Origin of the sequence: Rhizobium sp. Root1204, from assembly GCF_001424965.1 — a bacterium.
Classification (GTDB): domain Bacteria; phylum Pseudomonadota; class Alphaproteobacteria; order Rhizobiales; family Rhizobiaceae; genus Pararhizobium.
The window spans coordinates 80,521-102,610 of record NZ_LMCZ01000040.1 but is presented as its reverse complement, the minus strand read 5'-3'; the positions used below and the strand labels follow the sequence as shown (position 1 = coordinate 102,610).

The 22,090-nt window shown below is 60.6% G+C and carries 21 protein-coding genes; 7 read left to right on the top strand and 14 right to left on the bottom strand.

Annotated elements, in window-relative coordinates:
- Nucleotides 1-233: 233 nt before the first annotated feature.
- Genes ASC96_RS24865 through ASC96_RS24850 form a run of 4 tightly spaced genes read right to left on the bottom strand, consistent with a single transcriptional unit; the run spans nucleotide 234 to nucleotide 7,055 of the window.
- The gene (locus ASC96_RS24865) at nucleotides 234-2,303 is read right to left on the bottom strand and encodes a hypothetical protein (RefSeq protein ID WP_060505760.1); all 2,070 of its coding nucleotides are present in this window, start codon (nucleotides 2,301-2,303) and stop codon (nucleotides 234-236) included.
- A gap of 10 nt (nucleotides 2,304-2,313) precedes the next feature.
- The gene (locus tag ASC96_RS24860) at nucleotides 2,314-5,121 is read right to left on the bottom strand and encodes a DUF4159 domain-containing protein (RefSeq protein ID WP_060505759.1); all 2,808 of its coding nucleotides are present in this window, start codon (nucleotides 5,119-5,121) and stop codon (nucleotides 2,314-2,316) included.
- On the bottom strand, nucleotides 5,118-6,038 hold the full coding sequence (locus tag ASC96_RS24855; RefSeq protein ID WP_060505758.1) for a DUF58 domain-containing protein: 921 nt from the start codon (nucleotides 6,036-6,038) through the stop codon (nucleotides 5,118-5,120). Before ASC96_RS24855 ends, ASC96_RS24860 begins: the two co-directional genes overlap by 4 nt.
- A gap of 3 nt (nucleotides 6,039-6,041) precedes the next feature.
- The gene (locus ASC96_RS24850) at nucleotides 6,042-7,055 is read right to left on the bottom strand and encodes a MoxR family ATPase (protein ID WP_060505757.1); all 1,014 of its coding nucleotides are present in this window, start codon (nucleotides 7,053-7,055) and stop codon (nucleotides 6,042-6,044) included.
- Nucleotides 7,056-7,222: 167 nt separating this feature from the next.
- Between ASC96_RS24850 and ASC96_RS24845 the strand changes: the two genes are divergently transcribed.
- The 3 genes from ASC96_RS24845 to ASC96_RS24835 are packed head-to-tail and all read left to right on the top strand — an operon-like array spanning nucleotide 7,223 to nucleotide 9,722.
- Nucleotides 7,223-7,846, top strand: coding sequence for a DUF1285 domain-containing protein (locus ASC96_RS24845; protein WP_060505756.1), 624 nt, complete (start codon nucleotides 7,223-7,225; stop codon nucleotides 7,844-7,846).
- A complete protein-coding gene (locus ASC96_RS24840) occupies nucleotides 7,843-8,475 on the top strand; it encodes a CoA pyrophosphatase (RefSeq protein WP_060505755.1) in 633 nt (210 codons plus the stop codon). Before ASC96_RS24845 ends, ASC96_RS24840 begins: the two co-directional genes overlap by 4 nt.
- Complete coding sequence (locus ASC96_RS24835) at nucleotides 8,472-9,722, top strand: CCA tRNA nucleotidyltransferase (RefSeq protein ID WP_060505754.1); 1,251 nt, start codon at nucleotides 8,472-8,474, stop codon at nucleotides 9,720-9,722. The genes ASC96_RS24840 and ASC96_RS24835 overlap by 4 nt, the downstream gene beginning before the upstream one ends.
- Before the next feature lie 12 nt (nucleotides 9,723-9,734).
- Here ASC96_RS24835 and ASC96_RS24830 read toward each other — a convergent pair whose 3' ends face one another.
- Complete coding sequence (locus tag ASC96_RS24830; protein ID WP_060505753.1) at nucleotides 9,735-9,920, bottom strand: DUF1059 domain-containing protein; 186 nt, start codon at nucleotides 9,918-9,920, stop codon at nucleotides 9,735-9,737.
- Nucleotides 9,921-10,202: 282 nt separating this feature from the next.
- Between ASC96_RS24830 and ASC96_RS24825 the strand changes: the two genes are divergently transcribed.
- The 3 genes from ASC96_RS24825 (at nucleotide 10,203) to ASC96_RS24815 (ending at nucleotide 12,430) form a co-directional block, all read left to right on the top strand.
- A complete protein-coding gene (locus tag ASC96_RS24825; protein ID WP_060505752.1) occupies nucleotides 10,203-10,613 on the top strand; it encodes a DUF4168 domain-containing protein in 411 nt (136 codons plus the stop codon).
- Between the two features lie 132 nt (nucleotides 10,614-10,745).
- Nucleotides 10,746-11,291, top strand: a complete 546-nt coding sequence (locus ASC96_RS24820; protein WP_060506056.1) for an adenine phosphoribosyltransferase — start codon at nucleotides 10,746-10,748, stop codon at nucleotides 11,289-11,291.
- A 20-nt stretch (nucleotides 11,292-11,311) separates the two neighbouring features.
- The gene (locus tag ASC96_RS24815; protein WP_060505751.1) at nucleotides 11,312-12,430 is read left to right on the top strand and encodes a hypothetical protein; all 1,119 of its coding nucleotides are present in this window, start codon (nucleotides 11,312-11,314) and stop codon (nucleotides 12,428-12,430) included.
- Between the two features lie 9 nt (nucleotides 12,431-12,439).
- Here ASC96_RS24815 and ASC96_RS24810 read toward each other — a convergent pair whose 3' ends face one another.
- The 4 genes from ASC96_RS24810 to ychF form a co-directional block, all read right to left on the bottom strand.
- On the bottom strand, nucleotides 12,440-12,907 hold the full coding sequence (locus ASC96_RS24810) for a MaoC family dehydratase (protein WP_060505750.1): 468 nt from the start codon (nucleotides 12,905-12,907) through the stop codon (nucleotides 12,440-12,442).
- Nucleotides 12,904-13,359 carry a MaoC family dehydratase gene (locus ASC96_RS24805; RefSeq protein WP_060505749.1) on the bottom strand — a complete coding sequence of 152 codons (456 nt, stop codon included), beginning with the start codon at nucleotides 13,357-13,359 and terminating at the stop codon, nucleotides 12,904-12,906. Before ASC96_RS24805 ends, ASC96_RS24810 begins: the two co-directional genes overlap by 4 nt.
- Before the next feature lie 82 nt (nucleotides 13,360-13,441).
- Entirely contained in the window at nucleotides 13,442-14,890 is a 1,449-nt protein-coding gene (locus ASC96_RS24800) for a hypothetical protein (RefSeq protein WP_060505748.1), read from the bottom strand.
- 177 nt (nucleotides 14,891-15,067) lie between these two features.
- A complete protein-coding gene (gene ychF, locus ASC96_RS24795; RefSeq protein ID WP_060506055.1) occupies nucleotides 15,068-16,171 on the bottom strand; it encodes a redox-regulated ATPase YchF in 1,104 nt (367 codons plus the stop codon).
- 188 nt (nucleotides 16,172-16,359) lie between these two features.
- Here ychF and clpS point away from each other — a divergent pair, with 188 nt between their 5' ends.
- The gene (gene clpS / locus ASC96_RS24790) at nucleotides 16,360-16,671 is read left to right on the top strand and encodes an ATP-dependent Clp protease adapter ClpS (protein WP_060505747.1); all 312 of its coding nucleotides are present in this window, start codon (nucleotides 16,360-16,362) and stop codon (nucleotides 16,669-16,671) included.
- Between the two features lie 6 nt (nucleotides 16,672-16,677).
- Here clpS and ASC96_RS24785 read toward each other — a convergent pair whose 3' ends face one another.
- The 5 genes from ASC96_RS24785 to ASC96_RS24765 all read right to left on the bottom strand — a co-directional run bounded on the left by ASC96_RS24785 (nucleotide 16,678) and on the right by ASC96_RS24765 (nucleotide 21,940).
- Entirely contained in the window at nucleotides 16,678-17,139 is a 462-nt protein-coding gene (locus ASC96_RS24785; protein ID WP_060505746.1) for a GNAT family N-acetyltransferase, read from the bottom strand.
- Nucleotides 17,140-17,143: 4 nt separating this feature from the next.
- The gene (gene pth / locus ASC96_RS24780) at nucleotides 17,144-17,860 is read right to left on the bottom strand and encodes an aminoacyl-tRNA hydrolase (RefSeq protein ID WP_060505745.1); all 717 of its coding nucleotides are present in this window, start codon (nucleotides 17,858-17,860) and stop codon (nucleotides 17,144-17,146) included.
- 122 nt (nucleotides 17,861-17,982) lie between these two features.
- Complete coding sequence (locus tag ASC96_RS24775; protein ID WP_060505744.1) at nucleotides 17,983-18,699, bottom strand: transporter substrate-binding domain-containing protein; 717 nt, start codon at nucleotides 18,697-18,699, stop codon at nucleotides 17,983-17,985.
- A 22-nt stretch (nucleotides 18,700-18,721) separates the two neighbouring features.
- A complete protein-coding gene (locus ASC96_RS24770; protein WP_060505743.1) occupies nucleotides 18,722-21,103 on the bottom strand; it encodes an EAL domain-containing protein in 2,382 nt (793 codons plus the stop codon).
- Between the two features lie 234 nt (nucleotides 21,104-21,337).
- Entirely contained in the window at nucleotides 21,338-21,940 is a 603-nt protein-coding gene (locus ASC96_RS24765) for a 50S ribosomal protein L25/general stress protein Ctc (protein ID WP_060505742.1), read from the bottom strand.
- Between the last annotated feature and the right edge of the window lie 150 nt (nucleotides 21,941-22,090).

Sequence of the window (22,090 nt, the reverse complement as noted above, 5' to 3'; positions counted from 1 at the left end):
TGTCGGGAGATATCGGAGAACATCAAGCGCTATCGACGCTTCCGCCCCTCACCCTAACCCTCTCCCCGCGAGCGGGGAGAGGGAATGATGGAGTTTTCCGCTTGTCCCTTCTCCCCGTTCACGGGGAGAAGGTGGCCGACAGGCCGGATGAGGGGCCGTTGCCGATAATTCGGCAATTGTCTTGCATCAGGGAAGGAATAGGCCACGATGGATTGCCTGCACCGCCAATAAATTCACCGCCCCTCGCGATGCCAGGTGGCCGAGAGGACGAACAGCAGAGCCGCCAAGCCGAGGAATCCGGCGAACAGCGACAGCGAATTGATGCCCTTCAGCACGGTCTCATCGGTCATGCGCAGCGACATCCGCTGTGCATCGGCAACGCGGACGGTGCCGCGGACGGGCAGAATCTGCGGCACATCGACCGGCCCCTCGGCATTGGCAAGACGCTGCACCAGCCCCTTTGTTTTTTCCGCCCAGGGGGCCAACGTTTCAGTCGTCGAAATCGTCGCCTTGAACTCCGGCGCATCGACGCTGCCGACATGCACCAGCGTATTGAGTTCGCCGTTGGTGACTTCGAACAGACCGGTCTCAGCGGTGCGGACGCTGGCCTTGTAGAGACCGGGTTCGCCTTCGTTGAGCGTAATCTCTTCGGTCTTGCCGGAAGGGTAGGTCAGCGTCGCCGGCCCCGGATCGCCGGCAATGGTCTGGCGGGCGATTTCGAGGGTGCGGCCGCTCGCATGCGCCGTCAGCGCTTCTTCTTCCAACGCCGGTTCCTGCATCAGCCAATGAGCCGTGCGGCGATAGAGCGAAACACTCGGGCCGCCGCCTTCGAAGCCGCGCGCCCAGAGCCAGCCCTGATCAGAGAGCAGCATGGCGACACGGCCCTTGCCAACACGGTTCAGGACCAGGAGCGGCTTGCCGTCGGCCGCCTGCATGACGGTTTGACCGAGCGGCTTGTCGACATCCACCGTACGGAACCAGCGGCCCCAATGCGGCGGCTCGCTGTCGGCGCCTTCCAGGCCACGGGTAACCGGATGTTTCTTTCCCTCGTCCGACAGCCGCGGATAGAAGGCTTTCTCGTTCATGAAGCCGGTCGGACTTGCGGGCAGCACAGTCGATAGTGGCGTCGTCGCAATCGAGTCATCGCCGGCGTGTTCAGGGCCAGCGGCAATCAGGAGGGCGCCGCCGTTCTCAACATATTGGGCGATGTTGTCATAGTAGAGGATCGGCAGCACGCCGCGATGCTGGTAGCGATCGAAGATGATCAGATCGAATTCGTTGATCTTGTCGACGAACAGTTCGCGGGTCGGAAACGCGATCAGCGACAATTCGTTGATCGGAGTGCCGTCCTGTTTTTCCGGCGGCCGTAAAATGGTGAAGTGGACGAGATCGACGGCGGCATCGGATTTCAGCAGATTGCGCCATGCCCGCTCGCCCGAATGCGGTTCACCGGAAACTAAGAGCACACGCAGATTTTCACGGATGCCGTCGATGACGTGGACCGCACGATTGTTGGCTTCCGTCACTTCACCGGCGACCGGGGCGACGGAAAACTCGAGGATATTGTTGCCGCCACGCGGCACGGTGAAAGCGAAAGGCACATCGGTGCCAGGCTCGGCCATTTCCGTGGCGATCTCGTTGCCATTGAGGCTGATCGTCACTTCCGCCGTGCCGCCGGGTGCTGCGCCGTCATCGGCGATACGGAACGTCACCTTCTGCTCTTCGCCGACAATGCCAAAGCGCGGGCCGCTGACGATCTCGACGCGCCGGTCGAATTCATCCGGCTTGCCGGTAATCAGGCCGTGGACCGGGGCATCAAAGCCAAGCGGCTGGTTGATGTCGGGAACATCGTGGATCTGACCGTCGGTGATGAAGATTGCCCCCCCGACGCGGGCAGGCGGCACGTCGGCAAGGGCCGTCTGCAGGGCTGTGAACAGTTTGGTCGAGGGCGTTTCGGTGTTCTCGTCATCAGCGGCCTCGACGATACGCGCTTCGATCTGCGGGAATTTGGCCAGCCGTTGCTTCAGGGTCGCCAGCGCTTCATCGGTCATGGCGCGGCGGTCCGCGTTGTCCTGACTCTGGCTGCGGTCGATGACGACGCCGACGATGGTTGAGAGCGGTTCGCGTTCCTCCTGAAAGAATACCGGATTGGCGACGGCTAGGATCAAGGCTGCGAGTGCGGCTGTGCGGAAGGCAGCGCCGCGGACACCGCGCCAGAAGCCGAGTACCGACAACAGGACTGCGGCGAGCGCCAGCACGGCGATGAAAGGCCATGGAATCAGGGGCTGGAAGTCGAGTGTCATAAGCTTGCCCTCACTGGCCTAGCCGTTCGAGCAGAGCAGGGATATGCACTTGATCGGCCTTGTAGTTGCCGGTCAGCATATACATCATGATGTTGACGCCTGAGCGGAAGGCGAGTTCGCGTTGCTGCTCGTCCGGTGGCACGGTCGGCAAAAGCGGCATGCCGTTGCTGTCGATTGCCCAGGCGCCGGCAAAATCATTGCCGGTGATCATGATCGGGGAGACGCCGTCGCCGGAGCGGGCCGGCCTGCCGGTCGGCTGCGAGCCATTGTCCGGTTGCGCCTCTATCCACAGCGGGCTGCCATTGTAGCGGCCGGGAAAATTCGACAGCAGGTAGAACGACTTGGTCAGCACGTTGTCGGCCGGAACCGGTTCCAGCGGCGGGATATCGAGATCGGCAAGGATCGCCTGCAGCCGCTCGGAATTGGGGCTTGTGCCGGAACCGGATGACAGCGATGAAAACTGATCGCGCGTATCGAACAGCACGGTGCCGCCCGAGCGCATATAGGCATCGATCCGGCTGATCGCCGCAGGGCTCGGCATCGGCGCGTTGGCCGATACCGGCCAGTAGATCAGCGAATAGAATGCCAGTTCGTCCGAGGCAATGTCGAGACCGATCGGCGGGCCGGGTTCGAGCGTCGTGCGATAGGTGAGGAAATCGGTCAGGCCAGCCAGGCCGCGCTCGGAAAGCCGGTCGACATCGGCTTCACCGGTGATGACATAGGCGAGGTGGGTCTTGTCCAGTTGCCGCAGGATGATGTCGTCCCCCGGCTTGCTGTCGTCGGCAAAGGACTGGCCAGGCGTGGCGACCAGCGTGCCTGCCGCGAGTACCAGAACGATTGCCGCCGACGCTGGCATTCTCAGGCGGGCAAAGGCGCCGCCCATGAACAGCACGATGGCGGAATCGATCAGCAGCAGGATGAGCGCTGCAGCAAACAGCGATGGTTTCAGCGACCAGGCCTCGGCACCGATGAGCGGTTCCGTGGTGTAGGGAATAGACAAGCCTGCCTTGTCGATCGGCTTCAACTGGCTATCGCGGGGCAAAAGGTTTAGCGCGGTAAATCCTTCTTCCGAACCATAGAGACCAGGCGGATGCTCGACGCTGGAAACAGGGGTGCTTCCAGCGGTAACTTCCAGCGGCCGTGCCTTGCCGGTTTCGCTGATCAGCACGCCGTCGGCGTTCAAGAGGCGATACGGTGCCAACGTCTGGCCCTTTACCGCACCTTCGCTTGCAACGCCGCCGCTCCGCGACAGCTGGACACTGCGGCGAAGCATTTCGACGAAATCGCCTGATATCGGCAGGTTCGACCAGGTCGCCTCGGCACTGACATGGAAGAGAATGATGCGGCCGGTCCCTTGCGTTTTTGTTGTCACCAGCGGCGTGCCGTCGGCAAGGCTTGCCCAGGTCCGCGAGGACAGGTCTGCGGTCGGCTCGGCAAGCACCTGCCGTTTGACGAGAATGCCTTCCGGCCTTGGCATGCCGGCAAAGGGGCTGAGCGCCGGATAGTCGGCCAGCGGTTGCGGTTCGGACCAGGAAAGCGCGCCGCCAAGCGCGCGTTCACCTTGCCGCAGCGTCACCGGCACCAGTGGATCGTCGGCAGGGGCAGCGGCCAGACGCGGACCGGCAAACCGCACCAGCGTACCGCCGTTTTCGATCCATTTGGTGATCGGCGCGTACGTCTCTTCCGGCAGGCGGCCGATATCGGCCATGATCAGCATCGACGGCTTCTGTGCAAGAAGCTCGGGGATCGAAACCGCCATGTCGGCTTCGTTCGGCTGGATCAGGTCGGCATAGGGCGCTAGCGCCCGGTTGATATAGTAGAGCGGCGAAAGTAGCGGCTGCGACTGGTCGCGGGCTTCGCCGCTGAGCAGTGCCACCCGGCGGCGGCGGAAGCCGTCATCGAGCAGGAACGTGCCGCCGGCGGTTGCCAATCCATCGATGCCGACGCGCGCAAAATCATTCCGCAGTTCGAAGGGGGCGGCAAGCGTCGCCTTGGCAAGACCTTCTCCGGCAGAAAAAGCGACAGAGCCGTTGGCGATCGCCCGGCCGCGTGTGTCATAGGCGGTGACGGGCAGGGTCCGGGCGCCGGCCGTATCGAGGCGAGTGGCGCTGACCACCATCGATTCGGCATCATTGGCGGAATTGCTGATCGCCACGGCGTGATCGTTGCTGCCCTCGATCAACCGCAAATTGGCCGGTGCGAGTGCCGCCAGTTCCGCCATCACCTGACTATCATCGGCCTCGATGCCATCCGAAAGGAAGGCCAATGTGCCGGGCGTGGTGCCGTTGAGCGCTGTCCTTAATGCATTGACGGCTGTTTGCCTGTCCGGCCGCAGCGGTTGCGGTGTTGCTGCAGCAAGGCGGTTGCGCGCGGTCAAGGCAGATCCGGGTACGGCATTGTGGTCCTGGTCGGCAGTGAAGACGACGGCGACCGGCAGGTCTTTCGCTTCCGCATCGCCGATCAACGCTTCGGCGGTTTCGACGCGGCGCTGCCAGTCACTCGATGTTGCCCAGCTGTTGTCGATTACCAGCGCCAGCGGGCCGTTGCCCGAAAGCGTGTTCGTGCGCGGATTGAATACCGGGTCGGCGATGGCGAGGATGATGGCGGCGGCCATCAGCATGCGCAGCAGCGTCAGCCACCACGGGCTTTTCGACGGCGTTTCTTCACGCTTCAGGACGCTGGCGAGAATGCGCAATGGTGGAAACACCTCCACCACCGGTTTGGGCGGTGTCATGCGCAAGAGCCACCAGATCGCCGGCAGGGCAACCAGGGCTGCGAGCATTAGCGGATTGGCGAAGATGAACGGCAGGAAGCTCACAACTGGCCTCCATGGGTGGCGCGCCCGGGCATGCCCGAGAGATACATGTGCACGGCGACCAGCGCCTCGGAGGCGAGGTGATCGGTGCGATGTGGTGTGAACGTCCAGCCGAGATGGCGCAGGTTTTCGCCGAGGCTGTCGCGGCGGGCGATGTAGGCGCGGCGATAGTCGTCGCGAACGATTTCGGCGCGGCCGGCTGTCAGCTTCTCGCCGGTCTCCGGATCGGTGAATTCGGTGCGCCCGGCATAGGGAAAGCTCTCTTCGGCCGGGTCGGCAATCTCAATGACATGGCCACGCAGGCCGCGCCGGGCAAGCGGTCCGAGACGCGCCATGATTTTGTCGGCCGGATCGAGAAAGTCGCCGATCAGGACCAGATCACTGGTGCCACGGATCATGGCCGTCTGCGGCAAGCCACCCGAAAGCGGTGTATGCATCAGCGCGGTCGCCAGCCGTTCGGCGGCATTGCGGGCCGACACCGGCTCCATGACGCCGGGGCAGCCGATCCGCTCGCCGGAACGGGCAAGGATTTCTGCCAGTGCCAGCATCAGCACCAGCGCGCGGCTTTCCTTGGAGACCGAACCGAACTTTGATTTGTACATCATCGACGGCGACAGGTCGGCCCAGAGCCAGATGGTGTGGGCCGCCTCCCATTCGCGGTCGCGCACATAGGTATGATCGTCGCGGGCCGAGCGGCGCCAGTCGATGCGCGACAGGCTCTCGCCGTCGCTATAGGGCCGGAACTGCCAGAAATTTTCGCCGATTCCGCGCTTGCGGCGGCCGTGCCAGCCGGAAATCACCGTATTGGCGATGCGCTTTGCTTCCACCATGCAGTCCGGGATCAGCCGGGCGCGGCTCTGCGCACGGGAAAGGACGTCTCCAGAGGGTGTCGGTTCGACGATTTGGCCGATGGCAGCCATTCATTATCCCTTGGCTTGCTTGACCAGACCGGTAATCACGTCCCGCACCGACATGCCTTCCGCCCGGGCTGCGAATGTCAGCGCCATCCGGTGCTGCAGCACCGGCTCAGCCAGCGCCATGATGTCATCGATCGATGGCGAGAGCCTGCCGTCATAAAGAGCGCGGGCGCGGGCGCACAGCATCAGCGACTGGCCGGCGCGCGGGCCGGGGCCCCAGGCGACGTTCTTGTCGGTTGCGGCATTGCCGTTGCCGGGACGGGCCGAGCGCACCAGCGACAGGATGGCATCGACGACTTTCTCGCTGACGGGCATCTGCCGGATCAGCTGCTGGATATCCCTGAGCTGGGCGGCATCGATAACACCGCCTGCTTCGGATTCATGGGTGCCGGTGGTTTCGAGCAGGATCTGCCGTTCGGCCGCAAGCTCCGGGTAGCCGACATCGACCTGCATCAGGAAGCGGTCGAGTTGAGCTTCGGGCAGGGGGTATGTGCCTTCCTGTTCCAACGGGTTCTGCGTCGCCAGAACATGGAAGGGCTGTGGCAGGTCGTTGCGCTGACCAGCGACGGTGACGTGGTACTCCTGCATGGCCTGCAGCAGCGCTGACTGCGTGCGCGGGCTGGCGCGGTTGATTTCGTCGGCCATCAGAAGCTGGGTGAAGATCGGGCCGGGCACGAAGCGGAACGACCGGCGGCCGTTGTCGTCCTGGTCCATGACTTCGGAACCGAGAATATCGGATGGCATCAGGTCAGGAGTAAACTGGATACGGCTGGAATTGAGGCCGAGCACGGTACCGAGCGTCGAGACCAGCTTGGTCTTGGCAAGGCCGGGAACGCCGACCAAGAGCGCATGACCACCGGAGAGCACTGCCAGCAACGTCTGTTCAACAACGCTCTCCTGACCGAAGATCACCTTGCCGACTTCCTTGCGGATGAGGGCAATCTCGCCCAGCGCCTTTTCTGCCGCAGCGATGATCGCCTTGTCGTCCACCGCGCCGTCTGTCGTTTTCATCACACCCATTGTCTGTCTCCAGTGGCCGGCAACGGCGCCGAATCGCGAAAAGCGCGCTTTCCGTTTCTCTTTTTCAATCTATGCTCCGCCCGGTGGCTGACAAGACGGGGGCAACGCACTATCTCGTGAGGCAGTGCTCGATAAAAAGCAAGAATAGGGCCAAACGGGACGGAACGATGGCGGATGCGGAAATACATCAGGCGGGCGATGCTGCAGGACTGGCGGCGCTGATCACCCGCGCGGCCGGGCAGACGAACGGCCAGACCAGGGGATTACCCCCGGTCGAGCGCTGGAATCCGCCGTTTTGCGGCGATATCGACATGGAGATCCGCGCTGATGGAACCTGGTTCTACATGGGCACGCCGATCGGCCGGCAGCCTCTGGTTCGGCTGTTTTCCACGGTTCTGCGCAAGGACGAGGACGGCAAGACCTATCTCGTAACTCCTGTGGAAAAACTGGGCATCCGCATCACCGATGCACCTTTTGTCGCGGTCGAGATGAACGTCACTGAACGCGACGGCGTGCCCGTCATCACCTTCCGCACCAATGTCGGCGATGTCGTCGAGGCCGGCCCGGATCATGCGCTTCGTTTCGTCGTGCATGGCGAGAACCGTGAATTGAAACCCTATCTGCATGTGCGCGGGCGGCTGGAAGCGCTGGTGTCGCGCGCCGTGATGTACGATCTGGTGGGGCTCGGCGAGACGGTGGCGATCGACGGCACGGCGATGTTTGCCATCCGCTCTGGCGGCGTCACCTTTGCCATCATGCCCGCCCAGGAACTGGAAGCGCTGTCGGCATGACGGATTTGTTGTTTTCAGCCGATGATTTTCGCCGCCGGGCGCTCCGGCAGTCCGGCAGCCCCACGGAAGAGGCCTGGCGGGAACATGGCGATTTTCTGCTCAATCCCGACACTGTTCCCTATCTTGAGACCCTGAAACTCAGGGATGCCGCTGTTCTCGTGCCTGTCATCGACGATGGCGACGAGGCGCGGGTAATCTTCACCCGGCGCACGGCGACACTGCGCAAGCATTCCGGCCAGGTTTCCTTTCCGGGCGGCGCCATCGATCCGCAGGATGATACGCCGGAGCGTGCGGCCCTGCGCGAGACCGAAGAGGAAATCGGCCTTGACCGGCGGTTTGTCGAAACGGTTGGCCGGCTGCCTTATTATATGGCGATGTCGGGCTTTCGCATTACGCCGATTCTGGCCGTGGTCCAGCCGGGTTACGACCTCATCCCGAATCCTGCGGAAGTTGACATCGTCTTTGACGTACCGCTGTCCTTCCTGATGAACCCTGATAATCACGGCCGCGGCCAGGCGACCTGGAAGGGTGCCGAGCGGCATTTTTACAGCATGCCCTATGGCGAACAGCATATCTGGGGCATTACGGCGGGCATTGTCCGCATGTTGTATGAAAGGCTTTATGCATGACTTCCGTTGCCGCTGAAACATGGTTTTCGGCGCCCGCGCTGACGCGCATTTTCGATCTTCTCAACGCCGATGGCGGCGAGGTGCGTGTGGTCGGTGGTGCCGTTCGCAACAGCCTGATGGGGCTTGCCGTCGCCGATATCGACATGGCGACGACGCTTCTGCCGCAAGTGGTGGTCGCACGCGCCAAATCTGCGGGTATCAAGGCGGTACCGACCGGGATCGAACACGGGACGGTGACCCTGGTCATCGATGGAAAGCCCTACGAAATCACGACCTTGCGTCGGGACGTGGAGACGGACGGCCGTCATGCCGAGGTCGCCTTCGGCACGGACTGGACAGTGGATGCTGAGCGGCGTGACCTGACGATCAATGCGCTCTATGCCGATGCGAAGGGCGATGTGATCGACCTCGTCGGCGGTTTGGCCGATGTCGAGAAACGCAATATCCGTTTCATTGGCAATGCCAGCGAGCGAGTGGCCGAAGACTATCTGCGGGTGCTGCGGTTCTTCCGCTTCTTTGCGCATTACGGCTCTGGCCGCCCGGATGCCGACGGCCTTCGCGCCTGCGCCCAGGCGCGCTCGAAACTATCGACACTGTCGGCCGAGCGGGTCTGGTCCGAATTGAAGAAGCTGCTTTCGGCGCGCGATCCGGGCCGGGCGCTGCTTTGGATGCGGACATCCGGCGTGTTGAGCGAAATCCTGCCGGAAAGCGAGAAATGGGGTATCGATGCGATCCCGGGGCTGATTGCCGCCGAACAGGCTTTTGGCTGGCAACCCGATCCGCTGCTCAGGCTGGCATCGATCGTCCCGCCTGACGCCGAGCGGTTGGATGCGATGGCTAAGCGGCTGCGGTTGTCCAAGGCGGAAGCGGTCTATTTCACTGCCTGGACCAAGGCCCCACGTTTGCCGGCCGAGATTGCCGATACCGCATTCGACCGGTTGCTGTATCGGAACGGAGACAAGGGGATAGCAACGTCGCTGCGGCTTTCACTCGCCTCCGTGCGGCAGAAAGCCGAAAACGATCCGGCGCTGCTACCTGAGACGGCACGGCTGCAACGGCTTTTGACGCGGTCGGAGAAATGGCAGAAGCCCGTGTTTCCGCTGACCGGGGCCGATGTTCTGGCCACCGGCATTCCCGCCGGGCCGCGGGTCGGCGAAATTCTTGGCCAGCTTGAGGAGAAATGGGTAGACGGCAATTTCAATGCCGACCGGGCAACGTTGGTTGCCCGGCTGCAATCGACGGTCTGAAAGGGCTGAGGTTCAGGCGACTTTCGCCTCTTCGACAATGCGCGCCTTAATATTGTCGATCATGTTTTCGCGAATCAGCGTTTCTCCGTGCACCGTACGCATGTGTTCCACGGCCCGCCGGACGACTTCGGCGTCGCTGTCGGCGTGGGTGTGCCATTCGCAGCCGGGCACGAGGGTCCCGCATTCAAACAATCGCATGATGCTCCTCCTTGCGTTTGCATAGTCCGCCTGGAAGGCGTTCGGACCAGACGGATGAAGCAAGTATAACCGAAAATGGTGCCGATGGTTCCGCCGATCGCTTGCTTGGCGTTCACAATATTGCGGGCAGCCCCCGTTTTCTGAACGCGACATGGCCTTGAAGCTTCCTTTTCAGGGTCACATTGTCGCCCGATCTGTCCTCAACCCTTGGCACCGGGGGTAGCCCCTTTCGGAAAAATTGGTGAAAACCGTCTTGAGACTGACTTAAGGAAGGACACGCATATGACCATTCGCCACATGCCCGTTGCAGCCCTGACCGCTGCGGCACTCAGCCTGATCGTCATCAACTCGCCGGCCTTTGCCCAAGGTGCAGCCGAACCACAGACGACCCAGCCGATGCAGGGCACGGCTCCCGCTGCCATCAGCGATCAAAAGATCGAAGCCTTTGCCGTCGCCTATCTGCAGGTCGACAAGGTCCGCCAGGATTATGCCGCCAAGATCGGGGCCGAAAAGGACGCGGTGAACAAGCAGAAACTTCAGAACGAGGCCAACAAGCAGATGATCAATGCGGTCGAGAAGTCGCCGGACATGTCGCTTGATGAATACAAGACTATCATCACCGCAGCACAGACTGATCCCGATGTCGCAAAGAAGGTGCAGGAAAAACTCAAGACCACTGATACCGCTCAATAGGCCGATATCGCGGAGCAGGGCAAAACAGGTCCTGCTCCCGAATTGTTTCCAACAGAAAGCACTATAAAAAACGTGAGCTTTGATGTTATGCCTTCGTCTCCCTGAGACGTCCGCAAAGGCATGCCCACCATCATGAGCTCTTCTCTTCAGCAGGAACTGATCGCTTCGATCCGCAACATCGCGGATTATCCGAAGCCAGGCATCATGTTCCGCGATATCACCACGCTGCTTGGCAATCCGCGCGCTTTCCGTAGTGCGATCGATGCGCTGATCCAGCCCTTTGCCGGCACCAAGATCGACAAGGTTGCGGGCGTGGAAGCACGCGGCTTCATCATGGGTGGCGCCATGGCGCACCAGATGTCGGCCGGTTTCGTTCCGATCCGCAAAAAGGGCAAGCTGCCGCACGATATCGTCCGCATCGCCTATAGTCTCGAATACGGCGTCGACGAGATGGAAATGCACCGCGATGCCATCAAGCCGGGTGAGAAGGTGGTTCTGGTCGATGATCTGATCGCCACCGGTGGCACCGCCGAAGGCGCGACCAAGCTCTTGCAGCAGATGGGTGCCGATATCGTCGCCGCCTGTTTCATCATCGACCTGCCGGAACTCGGCGGCCGCAAGAAGCTCGAAGCCCTCGGTGTCGAGGTTCGCACGCTGATCGAATTCGACGGCCACTGAAGAAACGGCGGGAGCCATCTATGACGTCGATACAGGAAGCGATGGCCGCAGCTGCGAATGAGGGAATCATCACCTCAGCGCAGGCGGAGAAGCTGGTGCCGTTTTTGCTGGATGCGAAGATGGCAGCCGGAGGCGGAGAACGCCGGGTGGCCGGTCCGGCGGTGCTCGCCGATGACGCGCTTCTGGCAGAAGAAAGCGAGCAGCCGCGTTTCGTTCGCGGTTTCCACGATATCCTGATCACCATCGGCGTCATCGTGGCGCTCGTCGGCCTCTGGGGTATCGGCAATCTGTTTGCTGTTCTGCCGGCCATCATCATCCTGGCCGAGATCCTGATCCGGAGGCAACGTCTTGCGTTGCCCGCCGTGGCGCTGACTGTGGCTCTCCTCCACTGGACCGGCATGTTTGCTCTGCTGGTCATCGAGGTGGCTGCTCCAGAGGAACTCGACACCCTGATCAACTGGCTGATGGTGTTGCCGATCTTTGCTGCCGTTCTGGCAGCGTTTTACTGGCGATACCGGGTGCCCTTGGCGCTGGCGGCAACGCTTCTGGCGCTGTTCCTGCTCGCCATGGATATCGTGCTTGTGCTGATTGCCAAGGCCTACGGCTCGACCGAGGCTCTTGCCGAGCATTCCGGTCTGGTTTCCAGCGTGTTCCTGATCAGCGCGTTGGGCCTCTTTTCGGCGGCAATGTCCTATGATGTCGCCGATCCAACCCGCAAAAGCCGTAAATCCGACGTGGCATTCTGGCTGCATCTCGCAGCTGCTCCGGCGCTGCTCTACGCCATGCTGTCCCTCATCTTCCTGCGCAATTTTTCCAGCGAATGGTGGGGAGATGCAACATCACCGGCGGATGCGGCCGCGGTGCTTGCGATCGTCATCGTCTTCATGGTCATCGGCCTGATTATCGACCGGCGCGCCTTTGTCACCTCTGGACTGGTATCGCTCGGTCTGGCGATCTGGACGATCCTGCAGCGGGGCGGGGTGGCTTTCAGCGACTATTTTTCCGTCACCGTGCTTGCGGTCGGCGTCGTCGTTTTGATGATCGGTATTTTCTGGCAGGCGTTGCGGCGGGCTATCGTCTCGCTGCTGCCAGCCGGGATCACCTCACACCTGCACCCGGTCTATCAAGCCAAGGTCTGATGACGGTTCTCAAGGGAACTCGATGACCTTGCTTTCGAACCGGATGACCGACTGGCCATCCTGGTTTTCGCCTTCGCACAGGATGGTGTTGATCCGCCATCCCGGCCGTGATTCCAGGTCCTTTGCCGCAACGAAGGTGACGAAATAGGTGATCGTGTCGCCGGCGAAGACCGGCCGCAGCCAGCGCATGTCCTTGAAGCCGGGCGAGGGGCCAAGCTTGGGCGCAACGAGGCCCTCGGCCGCCAGCCGCTTCATTTCACCCAGCCAGTACGGCACGAAGCATTTCATCCATCCGGCGCAGGTGTGCCAGCCGGACGCGCAGAGGCCGCCGAACAACGATTGCCTGGCCAGGTCCGCATCGAGATGAAACGGCTGCGGATCGAATTTTTCGGCGAAATGGATGATGTCTTCGGGGCTGAACGTCACCGTGCCGATGGTTTCGCGCGTACCTGCGGGGTGGAGGTCGGACAGTTTCATGCAGCGTCTCCTGCCGTTTGGCAGCGGATCATGTTGGCATAGTCGCAAATCGCCACGGTCTCGCCCCGCTGGTTGACGACGACGGCGCGCAGCCGCACGATGCCGATCTCGGGCCTTGAGCGCGAGACACGCGCCTCAAGGACGGTGCAATTGCCGGACAGCGTGTCGCCGGCAAGCACCGCTTTCTTCCATTCCATGCTGTCGACGCCGGGAGAACCTTCCGACGCCGTTTCATGGATGTAGCTATCGCAGAGCATCCGCATCATCATCGCGCTGGTATGCCAGCCGGAGGCCGCCAATCCGCCGAGAATGCTGGCCCTGCCGCCTTCCTCGGACAGATGCATCGGCTGCGGGTCGAATTCCGATGCAAAGGCGATGACCTCCTCGGCCTTGACCACGACCGGTTTGAAATCGAACCGTTTGCCGACCGGAAAATCCTCGAAATGAAGCATGGCTGAATATCCTCCAACACGGACGTTCTAGCATCCGCACGTGTCCTGGGAAATGGAAACAGGATTACGGTGGCGGGCCGGATCAAGGCTGGAAAGGCAGGTCCTGACCGTTGATCTTCACCTTCTTGCTTTCGTCGACGGTAATATTCCACATCTGACGGCCATCCGGCGTCTGCTTGGCAAAACCCTTGATCATCAGCAGCATGAAGGCCGCCTGGCCGAATTCCGGCACGGTTGCGGCGTTCTTTTGCATGTAGGAAACCGTATTGTCAAAATCCTTGGCATAGAGGGTGACATCGGTGTTCTGGCGGTCCGGCTGTTCCGGATAGATAGTCGTCGTGCCCGACAGGCTGAAATCGTAGACGGCGGAGCGGGCCGAGACCTCGTCATACCGGATCGTCATGGCGCCGCCCGGCAGGAAGATGCGGCCGGCCTCGGCCGACTGTTCGTCGGTCAGCGGCTTGTCGGCGTCGAAGTTGGCGCGGTCGATCAGATAGGTGATGCCGCTGGCCAGATTGAGCTTTTCCAGTGAAATACGGGCGGTCACGGTTTGGGGAAGCGCCGAGGCAAAGGCTTCCGGCACCTGTCCGGGCGGCAGCGATGGTTTGTCGATGGTGACGCCGAAGCCGACTTTCGCATCGTCCTTCAGGCCGTTGGTGTCGATGGTGTAGCGCAAGGTTTCCGCACCATAGGTGCCGGTGGCCGTGGCGATCTTGAAATTGGCGATCTCGATTGATTCCAGAAGGTTTTCAAACATCGGCAGGTTGGCGCGTATCAGCGATTTCAAGCGAACCTGCTCGGTTGCCAGCAGCTTTTCCTTCTTCACATTGTCGAAAACGAAGAAAACAAGATCCTGCAGCGGCCGGTAGGCAAGGCCGTTGACGGCGACATCCGCTGTCACGGTATCGGCGGAAATATCCACCTTCATCTTTAAGGGATCGATGATCGTTTCGGTAAAGCCGTTCAGCGCCGTGTTGCCGCGAATGTCGATGGTCTGCGGCGTCGCCCGCGTCGAGTTCATCGTCGACGTCATCGATCCGAACCGGGCTTCGACGGATTGCTGCGGTGACACCGACGTCATGAAAATGCCATCTGCGGACATGTCGGCGGTTTTGAAATAGAACAGATCGGGATCGACAATGCCTTCGGCGCGCATCGCGTCGATCTTGTAGGTGAAGTCGGTTTTTTCGGGTCCTGTAGTGAACTGTCCCTTCACATCGAGATCAGCGGCCTGGGAGAAATGCCAGAGTCCATCGTCCATCGGGCGGATCAGCGAAAGCAGTGGCTTCAGGCCGGAAATGCTGAAGGTTTTCGGATCGATGTCTTTCAGAAGCACGGTCGGATCGAAGGTCAGTTCGTAATCGGCGGTGCCGGGCCGCACCTTGATCAGGCCCGTCTTTGCCAGGGTTTCCGGGAGGAATGAGGTGAACTTCCGCTCGAGTTCCTGCGCACCCTGATGGCTGATATCCGCGGCCTGCACTGATTGTGTGATGAGGGCGGTTGAAAGCAGAAGGGCAGGAATCAGGCGCATTGAAAACTCCTCAAATGATTGCGAGGCAACATATAGCCGATCGGCTGAAGGGCAAGCGCCAAGGCGGCCGCAACACGCTACAGACGGCAACGCCGTTCGCTAGAGTTAACGAACGGCGTTGCCGTGTCTTGAGTTTCCTGTCGGAAGCGCAGCCGCCCGTACGGCCCCACGCTCCGTTTAGGTGTTGAAGCGGAAGTGGATGACGTCGCCGTCCTGAACGACATATTCCTTGCCTTCGTCGCGCGCCTTGCCAGCTTCCTTGGCGCCGGTTTCACCGCCAAACGCGATGTAATCGTCATAGGCAATGGTGAAGGCGCGGATGAAGCCGCGTTCGAAATCCGTGTGGATGACGCCTGCGGCGGCCGGTGCCTTGGTTCCGCGCGGAATGGTCCAGGCGCGCGTTTCCTTGGGGCCGACGGTGAAATAAGTGATCAGGTCGAGCAGCTTGTAGCCGGCGCGGATCAGCTGGTCGAGACCGGCTTCATGCAGGCCTAGCGCTTCCAGGAATTCCTTGGATTCTTCTTCCGGCAGCTGCGCCACTTCGGATTCGATCGCAGCCGAGATAACGACGGTTTCTGCACCCTGCGCCTTGGCCATGGCTTCGACGGCCTTGGTATGGGCATTGCCGGTTGCAGCATCGGCTTCCGCGACGTTGCAGACGTAGAGAACCGGGTGGGCGGTCAAAAGATTGAGACCCTGCAGGATGAGCTTTTCTTCCGCATCCAGTGTCGGCAGAAGCGTGCGCACCGGCTTGCCGTCCTGCAGCAGCTTCAAAGCCGCATCCATGACCGGCAGCAAGCTGAGGGATTCCTTGTCCTTCGATGCGGCGCGCTTGCGCGTCTGCTCGGTGCGGCGTTCCAGGCTTTCCAGATCGGCGAGCATCAGCTCGGTCTCGATCGTCTCGGCGTCGCCGACAGGATTGATGCGGCCCTCGACATGGGTGATATCGTCGTCTTCGAAGCAGCGCAGCACATGTACCGTCGCATCAACTTCGCGGATATTGGCGAGGAACTTGTTGCCCAGACCTTCACCCTTCGACGCGCCGCGCACCAGGCCGGCGATATCGACGAACGAGATGCGGGTCGGGATCAGTTCCTTGGACTTGGCGATATCGGCAAGCTTGCGCATGCGCGGATCCGGCACAGCCACTTCTCCGGTATTCGGCTCGATGGTGCAGAACGGATAGTTTGCCGCCTGCGCCTGCGCCGTCTTGGTCAGCGCGTTGAAAAGAGTGGACTTGCCGACATTCGGCAGTCCGACGATACCGCATTTGAAACCCATGGTCTTGAAACCTGTCCGATCGAATTCTGTTGCTGTGCCTTTTGCGGAAACTTGGGCCGAGGTCAAGCCTCAGACCGGTTTTGCAGGCTTTATAGGGGAGAAGCCGCCCGAGTGCATCTTGTTTGAAGCCGGTTTGCGATGCACAATGGATCTTTCCTCCACTCCTGTGACCAACGGGCGGATTTCCGATGGCGGATAACGACACCAGTCTCAAACCCAAAACTGTGACCAAGCCAAAGCTGGAAAGGCCGAAGCTCTACAAGGTCACTCTGGTCAATGACGATTATACGCCGCGCGAATTCGTCATCATGGTTCTGAAGGCGGTGTTCCGCATGAGCGAGGAGACCGGCTACCGGATGATGATGACCGCCCACAAGATGGGCGTGTGCGTCATTGTCGTCTGTGCCAGGGATATTGCCGAGAGCAAGGCGAAGGAAGCCACGGATCTGGGCAAGGAGGCGGGCTTTCCGCTGATGTTTGTGACGGAGCCGGAGGAGTAGGCAGGACTAAATCCCGGCAGGCCGCCTGATCTGAAAGCCGGTCTTGTTCTGCACGAAGCCGCATCCCTCATAGAATCTCAGTGTCGCCGGTTCTTTCGAACCGGTCAGCAACATGACTTTGTAACATCCGGCGTCCCAGGCCCGCTGGAAGGCATCTGTGATCAAAGTCCGCGCATGGCCGCGCTTGCGGTATTCGGCGTGCGTGACGACGTTCTCGATCAACGCATAGGGCGCGCCGCCGCGGGTCAGGTTTGGGATCACCACCAGCGTCACCGAAGAGGTCAAATTCTCGCCCGAGACGCCGATCAGCAGCGTCATACCGGGCTGCGCGATGATCTCGGCGAAGCGCCCGGTTGCGATATCCGACGCCATCTCCGGATCGTCCGGGTTGAGGTGTCGATAGAGTGAAAGCAGGGCCGGAAGATCGTCTGGCGTTGCCGGCCGGATACGGAAATCACCGGTCTGCATGGTTCTATTCGTCCTTGTTGCCGAACAGCTTCTTGAGCATGTCGGCCATCGGGCCGGTCGTCGGCAGGATTTTTGGCTGTGCGCTGTTGCGGGCCTGGCGGATATGCGACTTTCCAGTGGCGGGCTTTGTTGGAGTCTGGACGGGCTCCGGCTTGCCGCCGGTTGCCAGCGTCAGCTTGTTGAGAAACTGCGAATCCTCGGCCTTCACGAGCATGTCGGCATTGTCAGCCAGCGCATCGAGCAGCGGTTCCAGCCAAACCTTGTCGGCCTTGGCGAAATCACCGAGCACATGGCCGTGCACTCTCTCCTTCGAACCAGGATGGCCGATACCGAGGCGCAGGCGGCGGTATTCGCGGCCGCAATGCGCATCGAGCGACTTGATACCATTATGACCACCGTGGCCGCCGCCGGTCTTGATCCGGGCCTTGCCCTCAATGAGATCGAGTTCGTCGTAGATAGCCAGAATGTCCTTAGGCTCCAGCTTGTAGAAGCGCATAGCCTCGCCGACCGCTTCGCCCGAGAGGTTCATGAAGGTCTGCGGCTTCATCAAGAGCACCCGTTCGCCGCCGATCTCGCCTTCCGAAACCAGCGCCTTGAATTTCTTCGACCAGGGCGAAAAGCCGTGACGCCGCTGGATCGCGTCGACGGCCATGAAGCCGATATTGTGGCGGTTACCGGCATATTCGGCGCCTGGATTACCAAGACCTGCGAAAATCAGCATGAGTGTATCTCTAACAGTCGGACAGACTGTCTTGCACCGCGTTGGCGGCCGGATGTCAACCGTCTGGCGTGTGCAAGGGCCGGTTTTCCGGTCTGGCCCTGCGCTTAACGCCGCTATGCGGGTTATCGGTTGGGGCGCAGTCCGTACTTTATGAAGATCTGGTCCTGCGTGCCGTCGGCGATCAGTTTGTCGAGTTGTGCCTGCATTGCCGTGACCATGCTATCCGGCAAATCGAGATTGCAGGCAAAGCCATAGAATTTGCCTTCGAGAACAAGCGCGCTTTCAAGTGCTGCACCCTGGTCGCGCATCATTTCGAAGGTCTTTTCCGAGGTCATCATCAGGTCGATGCGGCCGCTCAGGAGCTTCTTTACCGTCGTTTCCATGTCGGCGGCGAGATCGACCTTGGGGAAAGCGTTCTTGTGCAGATAGTTGGCCGAAAAATCGTCGCGCTGGGTACCGACGGTGAAGCGCTTGGCCTCCTCGGCATTGGCCGGATTGACGCCCGAGCCTGTCTTGCGGACCATCACCATACGATCGATCAGCAGCGGCTCGACCCATTTGAATCGCTTGTCACGTTCGTCATCATGACCGGTGGTGAAAAGACAGGTCCACGGCTGGTTTTCCGTCAGCGACAGCGCCCGTGCCCAGGGAAGAATTTCGAGCGAGTAGGGGGTGCCAAGTGCCTGCATCATCCGTTCGGCCTGCTCGACGGCGGCGCCGCTGATGACCCCGTTTTTGCTGAAATTGTAGGGAGGATACTCTTCCGTCAGCAATTTCAATGTTTCGGCATTCGCCGTGCCCGAGAAAAGGAGAGCGAGTGCGAACGCCATATGTCTCATACCCGTTCTTCCTTTATTGTTGTCACGCGAGGCTGGTCGCCTTTGCTTCGGATTCCATTTCCAGCATCAGCAGCATGTTCTCGATCGGCATCGGCCGGCTGAAAAGATAACCCTGGCCGTAGTCGAGACCCAGCTTGCGCAGCAGTTCCCATTGTTCCTTGGTTTCGATGCCTTCGGCAACAACGGTACAGCCCATCTGATGCGAGATCGTCCGGATGCCCTTGATCAGCATGCGGCTCTTGCGGCGGATGTCGGCTGTCCCCGTTGTCAGCGACCGGGTAAAGGACTGATCGACTTTGACGATATCGACTGGGAACCGGTTGAGATAACTGAGCGAGGAATAGCCGGTGCCGAAATCGTCGAGCGCGATCCGGCAGCCGAATTCGCTGAGTTGCTTCAACACGGCATGCACATCGGGATTGTCGGCCATCAGCACCGCTTCGGTGATCTCGATGACGATGCGGGCAGGGGAGATATGGTGCTTGAGCAGCAGCGCCGCGAGTTTGTGCGGCAACGTCTCTTCAAACTGGAGTGGCGAGAAGTTGACGGCGAGATAAGTCGCCTCGGTCCCTTCCAGCTGTGTCAGCCGCGCGAGGTGGCTGATCGCCTTTTCCAGCACGCGTTCGCCGATGCGGGCGATCGAGCCGGTTTCCTCGGCGATGCCGATGATCTTGGCCGGCGGGAGGATACCTTTTTCCGGATGGTTCAGGCGCATCAGCGCTTCGAACCCGGCGATGCGGCCGTCGCTGAGGCTGACGATCGGCTGCAGATAGGCCTCGAACCAGTCTTCCTTGAGCCCGGCTTCGATGTTCTGTTCCATCTCGTGGCGTTCGCGGGCGGTGTCGAGCATGCTGGTATCGAACAGCAGCATGCCGTTCTTGCCGTCGCGCTTGCGCGCATACATCGCCATGTCGGATTTCAACAGCAGTTCTGCCGCGTTTGCCGCGTGGTCGGGATAAAGGGCGATGCCGACGCTGGCGCTGACCGAAAGCTCGGCACCTTCGACGAGGATCGGCTGGCGAAGGCTGGCGCCGATGCGGTCGCCGATTTCGCTGGCCAGGGCCTCAACGTCCTCGGCGCTGACCAGGATGGCGAACTCGTCGCCGCCGAGCCGTGACATCGCATCGGCCGGGCGAAGCGTGGTGCGGATACGCGCAACAACCTGGCGCAATACTTCGTCGCCGGCGGCATGGCCGAAATTGTCGTTGATCCATTTGAAGCGATCGAGGTCGATGAAGATGCAGGCCAGCTGCATCGTATTCTCATCGGCCTGGCGGATGCCGTCATCGAGCGCCGCTTCGAAGCCCTGGCGGTTGAGAAGACCGGTCAGATGATCGGTGATCGCCTGCGCATGATTGCGGCTTTCGGCCTGCTTCAGTTCCGTGACGTCGGTCATGACCGACAGGGAGAGACCGCCGCGCTCGCCGCTGGTGGCACTCTTCGTCTCCAGAATGAGAACGGTCATGGTTTCACCGTTCGCCTTGATGAACGGGACGGTGACTTCGCAGATATTGGCATGGGTGGTATTGCCGTTGCGGCGGCGGGCCCGATAGGTTTCGTGCCAGTGTTCATCGACGAAATCGGTAAAGACGCGGCCGATAACCTCGGTGCGGTCATAGCCCGTGGCCGTCAGCCAGTAGTCACTGACGGCGGTGAGGCAGTTGGCCGGATCAAGCGAGAACAGCATCGATGGGGTGAGGTTGTAGATGTCGGTAGCGCGGCTATGGGCGAGCTTCAGCTCGGTTTCCTCGCGCTCCAGCTTGCTCTGCATCTCGTTGAAATTATGCGCGAGCGTGCCCATCTCGTCGTCCGATGTCCAGTCGACATGGTGGCGCGAACCGAGCCTTCTTGTGGCTTCGATTGCCGCCGTCAGCCGCATCAGCGGCCGGATGACCGTCAGGCGGTTGCCAAGGATGGCCGCTGCAAAGACAATACCGACCGCGACGATCAGGATAAAGAAGATGCTCAGTTCATCCTTGCTGAAGCGCGACAGGAGACCGGGCGTGGAGACCCATATCTCAAGGGTGCCGACGGATTTCTGTCCGTCGTTCGAATTATAAAGGATTTCCCTGGTGAGAACCTTGTGCGGCAGGCTGGCATCCACCGGACCTTCCGGAAGGCGAATGGAGATCGATTGGGAGCTGTCCTTGACATGCACCGACATGACGGCGGCGTCGCCGATCAGCGATTTTGCGATCTGCTCGACGCCGTCCGTGTCAAAATCCCAGAGGGGTTTACCAAGCGCCTGAGCGCCTGCTTCCATGAGAACCTGCGTGTTCTGCAAGCTTTCACGGGCAACCCGCTCTGACGACAGTGCCAGAAACAACACGATCAACGGAGCGATAAAGACAAGCATCGCACCACAGACGATCGCAATAAAACGATTTTCAACAGAGTGCATCATCGGATGCCCCCGGTTGCGCCACCAATTCCACGTCCCATTAGGATTCTCGTACACTGAAGTCGGATAATCCCCCAGCGCCAACACATCACGAAAATCTTAAATGTTGCTGAAACCTTGCGGCGAAAACTGGGGTGACTGCCGCGGGAGGCAAAACCTTGAGGCGAGCGAAGCAACAAAAAAGCCCGCTTCACGGGGTGAAGCGGGCTTTCAATCCTGGCCGTCAGGCCGGAATTTTTACTCGGCTACAACTTCTTCTTCCTTCGTGCCGCCAGCAGGCTGCGCGATGGTCGCAATCGTGAAGTCGCGGTCGGCGATAACCGGCGACGCGTTCTTCGGAAGCTTGATGTTCGAGATGTGGATGCCGTCGCCGATCTTCAGGCCCGACAGGTCGGCCGTCAGGAATTCCGGAATGTCGTCGGCCGGAACAACCAGTTCGACTTCGTGGCGAACGATATTCAAAACGCCGCCGATCTTGAGGCCCGGGGACTTTTCTTCGTTGACGAAGTGAACCGGAACTTCAACGGTAACGACGCTGTCCTTCGAAACGCGAAGGAAGTCGACATGCATGGTGAAGTCACGGACCGGATCCAGCTGGTAGTCCTTCGGCAGGACGCGGATCTTCTCGCCGCCAACGTCGATCGTGGCGATCGTGGTCATGAAACCACCGGCGTGAATCTTCTGGGTGACTTCCTTCGTAGAGAGGGCGATGGAAATCGGAGCCTGCTTGTCACCATAGATGACTGCAGGAATAAGACCGTTGCGGCGAAGTTCACGGGAGGACCCCTTACCAACCCGTTCGCGCGTTTCGGCCTTGAGCTCGTAGGATGCGTGGCTCATGGTCTTAACCTTTCTGGTGTTTTTGGAGAGCTCATCCGCTTATTTATAAAGACAGGATGAACCGAGACGTTTGACCGCCTCATCCGCGTTTGCCTCCAAGGGTGTCTGCGCGGACGCGCGTCCATAGCCGAGAACGCCCGCAATTGCAAG